Below are 8,540 nucleotides of genomic sequence, written 5' to 3'. Positions count from 1 at the left end.
GGGCGGGGTTCCCGGGGCGGCGTGGATGGCGGGACTGGCCGCTGGATTGGGCAGTCGGGGTATCGATTTGGGGGTGGCCGACTCGATCGTAGGCACGTCCGCGGGTGCGATTGTCGGGGCCGCGCTGGCAGTGGGGCGGGATATGGATTCGTTCGCCGAGATTCCCCTTCCCCCCGGCAGCAGCGCACCGCCGCCGTCACCGGTGAATCCCGAGCTGATCGCCGCCGCCTCCGCGGTGCTGTTCGACCTCGCGCCGGACCGCGATGCGGCCCGGCGCGAGGTGGGTCGGATGGCGATGGCCGAGCAGCCCGCGCGACCGGAGCACATCGCACCTCTCGAGTGGCTGGTCGGTGGCAACGACTGGCCGGACCATCGGCTGCGAGTCGTCGTCGTGGACGCGGCCACCGGCGAGCGCCGGGTCTGGGACGGCACCAGCGGCGTGCCCCTGGCCACCGCCGTCACCGCGAGCCGCTCCTTCCCCGGAGCCTTCCCACCCGTCGTGGTCGAAGGCCGCTACTACATCGACGGCGGCATCTGGTCCCCCACCAACGCCGACCTCGCTACCAACTCCGACCTGATCCTGGTCATCGAGCCGCTGGCCCACCGCGCTCCGCCCACCCAACTCCGTGCCGAACTCGGCTCGGCGGGCGCCGATTCCGTCGTGCACTTCAGCCCCGACACCCACACCATCGCCATACTCGACGCACCCGCGACCGCCCGAGACCCTCTCGCAGCCTGGCCCCAAGCATTCCAAGCAGGAGTTCGCCAAGCGGCCGACCTGGCACACCACCTCGCCGACGCGCGCTGGTAGCCAGTCCATCCGACGAAAATGCAATCAGGCAGGTAAACGCCGAGAAGGCCACTGCCCCAGTGCATTCTCGTCGATGGGTATTGGGGATTGATGGGCCAGGTTGTGGGGGTGGCGAAGAATCGGTGGGTTCTCCGTAGACTGGGTGGGATCGTTCTTGCGCGACCGTCCGAAGCCAGCACCCGGGAAACCTCTCGAGGAGTGGATATGGCCAAGTCGAACAATGCGAACGTCGATCAGTACCTCGCCGATCTCTCGCATCCGCGGAAGGCGGAGATCGAGGAATTGCGGAAGGCGTTGTTGGGGGCGAGTCCGGGGATCACCGAGCAGGTGAAGTGGAATGCGCCGAGCTTCTGCGTGAACGGGGACGATCGGATCACCATGCAGTTGCAGCCCAAGGATGTGGTCAATCTGATCTTCCATCTGGGCGCGAAGAAGCGGGACGCGGATGCCGGGCCGTTCGAATTCGACGATCCGTCCGGGCTGATTCGGTGGCTGGCGCCGGGCCGGGGCATCGTCGAGTTCCGGGATCAGGACGATCTTACGGAGAAGCTTCCGGCCGTCGTGGAGCTGGCCGATCGGTGGATGAAGGCGACGGCAGGCTGAGTCTGCGCGCGATCAGTCCTCGCAGCTCCGCCACTCGCGTGCCGCCTCCTGCAATCGCGTGCGCACGCGATCGACGTGCGGACGGGTGGGGCCGCCCACGCGGCGAGCCAGGTAGATGGTGTTGATCGGAGCGTCCTCGGGATCATTCAGGAGTTGCATTGCGCCCGAGGCCAATTCGCCGCTGCACAGATAGCTGGGCAGCACCGAGATGCCCGCGCCCGCGACGACCGCGGCGAGGACCGCGCGGAGGTCCGGAATAACAAGGCCGGGTTCGGCTTCCAGGCGGGTGCCGAAGACGTGTCGCCAGTAGCGGCGCACGATCGGGAGGTCGGCGGCGTAGGCGACCAGCGGCGTGCCGGTGAAGTCGTTGGCGCGCAACCGATTCAGGTCGGTGCGGGCGGCAAGCTTCGGGGCGGCCACGAGGATGAACTCCTCGTCGGCGAGGGTCTCGGCGAGCACGGAACGGCCTCGCGGGCGGATGGTGGAAAGAGCCAGATCCAGGGTGCCGACCCGGAGATCGGCGAGCAGGTCGTCGGCCAGGCCGGTGCTCACCGTGAGCCGGACGCCATCGGCGATGAGCGGCGCCAGCGCGGGCAGCACCTTGGTGGCCAGCAGTTCGGTCGGGCCGCCGAGCAGGACCGGGGGCTCCGCGACCGGGCGGCTGTCGTCGGAACCATTGCCGATCACCGATTCCAGCGCGTCCAAGGGCGCGGCCACGCGCGCGGCGAGATCGTGCGCGGCGGCGGTCGGGGCCACCCCGCGCGGCAGCCGCTCGAACAGCGGGCGGCCCAATTGCCGTTCCAGCGCCTGCAACTGGGTGGTGACCGTCGGCTGCGAGAGGCCGACCTGCCCGGCGGCCGCGGTAATGGATCCGGCCCGGTAAACGGCCAGGAAGGTCCGCAGTTGAGCGAGGTCCATCGCACCATCGGCCTGCCTATGTCGCACCCGAACAGTCTATTGACCGAGCGATACCTATTAAATTTATTGACTATTGAAGGGCTGGACACTCGATACATAAGCGCGCTACCGTACCGATCAATAGACAATGAGTTGACTAGCGAATCGAGGCGTCATGCACCCCTTCCGGAAGGCCGTCGAGGCTCGCGACGAGGCGGCCATCGAGGCCCTGCTGGCCGACAATGTCGTCTTCACCAGTCCCGTCGCCTTCAAGCCCTACCCGGGCAAGGCCATCACGGCCGCCATCCTGCGCGGTGTCCTGCGGGTGTTCGAGGACTTCCGCTACATCAAGGAGATCGGTGCCGAGAACGCCGCCGATCACGCCCTCGTCTTCGAAACCACCGTCGCGGGCAAGCGCATCACCGGCTGCGATTTCCTGCACTTCGACGCCGACGGCAAGATCGACGAATTCATGGTGATGGTGCGCCCGCTCTCCGGGGCCCAGGCCCTGGCCGAGGCGATGGCCGCGCAGTTCGACCGGATTCAAAAGGAAGCCGTAGCGCAAATCGAACGGGAAGCGGCGAGCTCGTGAAATGACGCGCACCGACCTCTCCGCGGGGTCGATTTCCTGCGATGATCCACGAACAGTCATGAAAGGCCGATCCGCCATGACCAATGGCAGCTACACCCGCTATGTCGCCATCGGCGACAGTCAGACCGAGGGTGTCGGCGACGGCGATGACCTGACCGGCCTGCGCGGATGGGCGGACCGGCTGGCCGAGCGACTCGCCGTCACCAATCCCGAGCTGCGCTACGCCAATCTGGCGGTGCGCGGCAAGCTGGCCCACCAGATCCGGGCCGACCAGTTGGACGTGGCGCTGTCCCTGCGCCCCGATCTGGTCACCGTGCTGGCGGGCATGAACGATCTGCTGCGCCCCAATTTCGAACCCGATGTGATCGCCGGTCACGTCGAGGCCATGTTCGCGGCCTGCACCGCCGCCGGTGCCGTGGTCGGCACCCTCACCTTTCCCGATATCGCCAACAACATTCCGCTGGCCCGCCCGATTCGCGGCCGGATCGCGCTGCTCAACGATCGCATCCGCGCCGCGGCCGCGCGGCACGGCGTGATCGTGGCCGAAACCGGTGACCACGCGGTGGTTTCGGATCCGCGCATGTGGAATTCGGACCGCCTGCACTGCAGTCCGCTCGGCCACCAGCGGATCGCCGACGCCATGGCCGAGGCGCTGCGGTTGCCCGGCGCGGACGACGCCTGGACCCGCCCGCTGATCCCGGCCCTGCCCGAACCGAGCCCGCTGCGCTCGATGGCGAACGAATTGCAGTGGGCCGCAGTCGCCTTGGGTCCGTGGCTGATGCGGCGGCTGCGCGGCCTGTCGTCGGGAGACAATCGGTCGGCCAAGCGCCCGGACCCGCTGCCGGTCCTCGCGCTGTAGCGGGCAACCCCGCAGCCGCGCCGATCCGGCACCGGAACCGCCTCCGCTGCCGGACAATCGACCCTGAGCCCAGTGGGGGGCGGGAAGGTCGGTGCGGACCCATGTTCATTGGCGACGATGCCTTGGCGGCGATCGGCAATACTCCGCTGGTGCGCCTGCACCGCGTGGTGCCGCCGGACTGCGCGGAGATTCTGGTGAAGGTGGAGGGCCAGAATCCGACCGGCAGCATGAAGGACCGCATGGCGCGGGCCGTGATCGGCGTGGCCGAACGCGACGGGCGGCTGAAACCCGGTGGCACCGTGGTCGAATACACCGGCGGCAGCACCGGCGCGGCGCTGGCCATGGTCTGCGCGACCAAGGGCTATCGGCTGCGGATCGTCAGCTCGACGGCGTTCAGTGCCGAGAAGCTCACGCAGATGGCCGCTTTCGGCGCGGAGCTGACCCTGATCCCGAGCCCGGACGGCATGTTCACCGAGCCGCTGTTCCGGGCCATGGTCGAGACGGCCGAACGGCTCAGCCGCGAACCCGACACCTTCTGGACCGACCAGCTGCACAACACCGACAGCATTACCGGCTATCACTCGATGGGCCAGGAGATCTGGGCGCAGACCGAGGGCCGACTGGACGCGTTCGTGCAGGCGGTCGGCACGGCGGCGTCACTGCGGGGCGCGGCGTCGCTGCTGCGGTATCACAAGCAGCGGCGATTGCGGGTGGTCGCGGTGGAGCCCGCCGAGTCGGCGGTGCTGTCGGGCGGCGCGCCGGGCGCGCATCGCATCGAAGGGATCGGCATCGGCTATCCGCCGCCACTGTGGGATGCCAGCCTGGTCGACGAGGTGGTGGCGGTCTCGACCGCGGACGCCGAGGCGATGGCGCGTCGCCTGGCGCGCGAGGAGGGCCTGTGCGCGGGCACCTCCTCGGGCGCGAATGTGCTGGCCGCCATCGAGATCGGGCGACGGCTGGGACCGCGGGCGCGCGTGGTCACCGTGCTGGTGGACTCGGGCCTGAAATACCTGAGCACCCCCGTGTTCCGGCGCGAGGATCAGACGTTGACGCCGTAATCCCTTGCGATACCGGCCAATCCGGACGCGTACCCCTGTCCGATGGCGCGGAACTTCCATTCCGCACCGTGCCGGTAGAGCTCGCCGAACACCATGGCGGTCTCGGTCGAGGCATCCTCGGTGAGATCGAACCGGGTGAGCTCCGAACCGGTGACGGCGTCGATCACCCGGATGTAGGCATTGCGCACCTGCCCGAAGGCCTGCCGCCGCGTCTCGGCGTCGTAGATCGATACGGGGAAGAAGATATTGGTGATGGTCGGCGGCATGGCGGCCAGGTCGACATTGATCACCTCGTCGTCACCCTCGCCCTCGCCGGTCAGGTTGTCACCGGTGTGCTCGATGGTGCCCTCGGGCGAGCGCAGGTTGTTGTAGAACACGAAATGCTTGTCGGACACGACGCGCTGGTCGGGTCCGCACGCCATGGCGCTGGCGTCGAGATCGAAATCGGCTCCGGTGGTGCTGCGCACGTCCCAGCCCAGGGCGACGGCCACCTTCGTCAGATTCGGCGCCTGCTTGGACAGTGAGACATTGCCGCCCTTGGCCAGGCTGACACTCATCGAAATACCTTCCCTCCGCGATCGGTGCGTCCACGCCCAATCGTCCTCGCGGCGCGGGGCGGCGGCCACCGAATTGGCGGCGGCATGCTCCGCAGTGGCGGTGAATCGCACGGCGCCGGCGGCGAGTTGATCGGCGAGGGCGGTGACACGCCGCTGCAGGGCCAGCAGTTCGACCAGATCCCGATCCACCGGCGGGCCCGCGGGATCGGCGGCGGCCACCGCGCGCACCGCCTCGGCGTGCGCCTCGAAGACCGTCGCCCGCAGCCGCGCGGCCAGCGCCGACCGCGGCTCCCCCTTCCCGAGCGTCACCTCTCGAATGTACCTGCACGGCAGGGCTATCCGAGCGATCTCAGGAACTCCGCCAGATAACGCCCGCTGTAGTCGGTGAGGCCGTTGTTCTGGACCGCGGCCGCGCCGATGGTGTCGACGTGGTTGTAGCCCGGCAGGGTCTGCACGATGGCGGTCTGCGGGACCGGGAACACCAGGCCGGGGCCGAATTGCACGACGCTGTCCCCGGCCCAGAGGACCAGGTTGGGCTTGTTGCGTTCCAGGCCGTGGTAGCGCAGGTTGGTCATGTCGGCGGTGCGCGCGCCGCCGTAGCCCGCGGCGATGTCGAGGACGACGCGCAGGGGGAAGTAGGTCTCCCAGTAGGCGTAGGGGCCGCCGGAGCCCAATTGCCTTGCGACATCGCGGATGTCGGCGACCTCGTGGCCGGGGGAGGTGTAGGGCACGCCCTGGACGTTGTCGTAGTTCCGCCAGGTGTAGAGGACCGACCGGTCGGATGGCGCGAAGCGTTCCTGCGGGCCCGCGGTCAGGCGCAGGTAGTTGCCCAGCAGCGGAATCTGGGTCGCCGAACCGGGATTCGGGAAGCTGCGGGGCTGCACCGGCCCGCCGTCGAGCACGCCCATGCCCTGTTGCAGCAGCTCGAAGTTGCAGGAGTTGTTGTCCAGCAGCTCACCCAGCAGCGCGGTATTGGTGAAGCGGTAGTCGCGCAGGGTGCCGGTGCCGTCCGCGCCATTGGTGGCGAAGTCGGCCCAAGTGGTGGCGAACAGGAGGTTCAGGGTGGAGTCGATCTCGAAATCGTGCGGGAGATGCGCCAGCAGTTGGCTTTCGCCGTCCGGATCGAGATAGGCGGCCAGACCCGCCAGGCGGTAGAGCAGGAACGCCTTGGTGCCGATGATCGGAGTCGAACCCAGGATCCGGGGCAGCAGGCCGATGTTCTGCGTCGCCTTCAGCACGTCGTTGACCGGCGAGATGATGGCGTTGGTGAGATCGTGCAAGAACGGCGTGTTCTGGATCGCGACCGGATCCGAGGAGACCATGGAGTCCTGCGCCACGAACGCCGCGCACTGGGCCGCGCCGCTGGCGTCCGGGTCGCCGTTGCCGAAGTCCCAGTCCGCGAAGAAGCCGGTGACCAGACCGCCCATCGAGATCCCGGTGCACACGTACTTCCGTTGCCGCACAACCTGATCCGGAATCTCGTGCAGCATGATCTCGTACTGGTCCCGCAGCACCCGCTCGAGTCCCATGACATCCAGCAGCGCCAGATCCTGCGAGCTCTTGAACCCGGGGAACACCCGCCCGTCGATGGGCATCCCATTGAAGTAGTAGTCCACGGCGTCGAGGTAGTTCCCGGTCCGCAGCGCGTAATCGAATCCGGCTGTCTCGTCCAGGCAACTGCTGCGCCGGGCCATCGCCCAGAACTCCACCTTGCGCCCCAGCTGCGCCGCGGACCGCACCGTATTCGCGGCCACGCTGTCGGAATTCATTGCGCCGCCATTGAATCCCTGTTGCTGCACCACCACCGAATCGGCCTCGGCGGAATCACTCGGACCATCCGCCGACCGATACCGCAGGAACCCGGCCCGATCACACTCCGGCGCATGCGCGGGCGCATTCGCCGGCAACGGCAGCAGAAAACTCACCTGTGAAACGATCACCCCGTCCCGAGTCCCGAGCACCTGCTCCTGCCGATCCGCGGCCACACTGACGGGCGCGACAGCCTGCGCCCGAGGCGCCAAAGGCGCCATCAACGCCCCCACGGTCCCGACCGCCACCGCAACCGTCCCCCACACCGATGAAGTTCTCACAGCAGCATCGTGACCAGCCCCAACACCCCCGGTCATTAGGCATTCCAAAAACATTCGCCCCGCCGAACTGTAACCTGGCCCGATTTCCCCCAATACTGTCCCAGCCACGTCCCCCTGCACTAGATTGCCCACCCACTCGTCCAATCTTCGGCCCTCGCTGGGCGTAGGCTCCCCGGTGTGCAGCGGGCAGTCATGGTTGTCGCCGACATAATCGCGGGCATCGCACCCTTCGACGACCTCGAACAACGCCATATCGCACAGACATTGGAGTGGCTCCGCTCCACCGACGACATCTTCCGCCGCGCCAAACCAGCCACCCCGTCACCGCACCTGGTGTCCTATGTAGTGCTGATCGATCCGGACGAGCACGGAATCTTCCTCGGCCAACACCGCATGGCCGGCCTGCACCTACCGATGGGCGGCCACGTCGAACCCGGCGAACACCCTCTGACAACCGCCCGCCGCGAAGCAGCCGAGGAACTTGGCATCACACCGGATTTCGACGTAGTGGGCGAGCAACCCCTCTTCCTCACCCGAACAACAACCGTCGGCCGAGCAGCCGGCCACATCGACGTCTCCCTCTGGTACCTGATCCGCGGCACCCGCACCCACCAATACCCGCTCGACCCAACCGAATTCGACGGCGGCCAATGGTGGGACCTCAACCCCGAAGGACTCCCGGAGACCGACCCACACCTGCCCCGATTCGTCCGCAAACTCGATCGCGTCTTGCGGGTGCAGCAGGATCGATGAGCGTTTTGGTCGGGTTGAACCCCGATCATTTGCTCGGGTCGGTTACTTCCTTGGGGAAGTCGCGGTCGGGGGTGACGGTGTGGCCGTCCGCGCCCAGGGTGAGGGTGATGGTGATGGGGCCGCCGGAGGGGCAGCAGCTGGGGTCGTTGGTTGCTAGCCAACGGTATTGGATTTGGACGGTGCGGTCGGTGGAGGCGGTTACCTGGGTGTAGGAGGTGGCCTTCTTGGTGGCGGTGCCCAGGTAGCCGGCGTGGTTGAAGAGGAGGACGTGCCAGGGGGAGCTGGCGGTGCCGTGCGGGGTGGCGGCCAGGACCCAGAGG

Annotated in this window: 10 protein-coding genes; 6 read left to right on the top strand and 4 right to left on the bottom strand. The window is 67.7% G+C overall.

The annotated features are described in order from the left end of the window. Positions 1-811, top strand: an 811-nt coding sequence (locus ACAM49_RS36360; RefSeq protein WP_369640072.1) for a patatin-like phospholipase family protein, incomplete at its 5' end; no start/stop codon positions are given. 204 nt (positions 812-1,015) lie between these two features. Next, a complete protein-coding gene (locus tag ACAM49_RS36355; RefSeq protein WP_369640071.1) occupies positions 1,016-1,414 on the top strand; it encodes a DUF1801 domain-containing protein in 399 nt (132 codons plus the stop codon). A gap of 12 nt (positions 1,415-1,426) precedes the next feature. On the opposite strand, the gene ACAM49_RS36350 is transcribed toward ACAM49_RS36355, so the two are convergent. After that, positions 1,427-2,359: a LysR family transcriptional regulator gene (locus ACAM49_RS36350; protein WP_369640070.1), complete on the bottom strand. Its 933-nt coding sequence runs from the start codon at positions 2,357-2,359 to the stop codon at positions 1,427-1,429. Positions 2,360-2,486: 127 nt separating this feature from the next. Here ACAM49_RS36350 and ACAM49_RS36345 point away from each other — a divergent pair, with 127 nt between their 5' ends. From ACAM49_RS36345 to ACAM49_RS36335, 3 genes are all read left to right on the top strand, one after another. Beyond that, a complete protein-coding gene (locus tag ACAM49_RS36345) occupies positions 2,487-2,903 on the top strand; it encodes a nuclear transport factor 2 family protein (protein ID WP_369640069.1) in 417 nt (138 codons plus the stop codon). A 58-nt stretch (positions 2,904-2,961) separates the two neighbouring features. Then, positions 2,962-3,762 carry an SGNH/GDSL hydrolase family protein gene (locus tag ACAM49_RS36340; protein ID WP_369640068.1) on the top strand — a complete coding sequence of 267 codons (801 nt, stop codon included), beginning with the start codon at positions 2,962-2,964 and terminating at the stop codon, positions 3,760-3,762. Positions 3,763-3,863: 101 nt separating this feature from the next. Further along, on the top strand, positions 3,864-4,820 hold the full coding sequence (locus ACAM49_RS36335; protein ID WP_369640067.1) for a PLP-dependent cysteine synthase family protein: 957 nt from the start codon (positions 3,864-3,866) through the stop codon (positions 4,818-4,820). On the opposite strand, the gene ACAM49_RS36330 is transcribed toward ACAM49_RS36335, so the two are convergent. Together ACAM49_RS36330 and ACAM49_RS36325 are read right to left on the bottom strand one after the other, a co-directional pair. Continuing rightward, positions 4,802-5,377: a TerD family protein gene (locus ACAM49_RS36330; RefSeq protein WP_369640073.1), complete on the bottom strand. Its 576-nt coding sequence runs from the start codon at positions 5,375-5,377 to the stop codon at positions 4,802-4,804. The two genes, ACAM49_RS36335 and ACAM49_RS36330, sit on opposite strands and share 19 nt — an antisense overlap. Before the next feature lie 335 nt (positions 5,378-5,712). After that, entirely contained in the window at positions 5,713-7,467 is a 1,755-nt protein-coding gene (locus ACAM49_RS36325; RefSeq protein ID WP_369640066.1) for a hypothetical protein, read from the bottom strand. Between the two features lie 177 nt (positions 7,468-7,644). On the opposite strand from ACAM49_RS36325, the gene ACAM49_RS36320 reads away from it, so the two are divergent. After that, positions 7,645-8,220, top strand: coding sequence for an NUDIX domain-containing protein (locus ACAM49_RS36320; RefSeq protein ID WP_369640065.1), 576 nt, complete (start codon positions 7,645-7,647; stop codon positions 8,218-8,220). A 25-nt stretch (positions 8,221-8,245) separates the two neighbouring features. Here the strand turns inward: ACAM49_RS36320 and ACAM49_RS36315 are convergent. Further along, positions 8,246-8,540, bottom strand: a 295-nt coding sequence (locus tag ACAM49_RS36315; protein WP_369640064.1) for an LppP/LprE family lipoprotein, incomplete at its 5' end; no start/stop codon positions are given.

The sequence above is a fragment of the Nocardia sp. JMUB6875 genome (assembly GCF_041154655.1).
Taxonomy (GTDB): domain Bacteria; phylum Actinomycetota; class Actinomycetes; order Mycobacteriales; family Mycobacteriaceae; genus Nocardia.
Note: the sequence above shows the minus strand (reverse complement) of the source record. Positions and strands in the feature narration are given on the sequence as shown.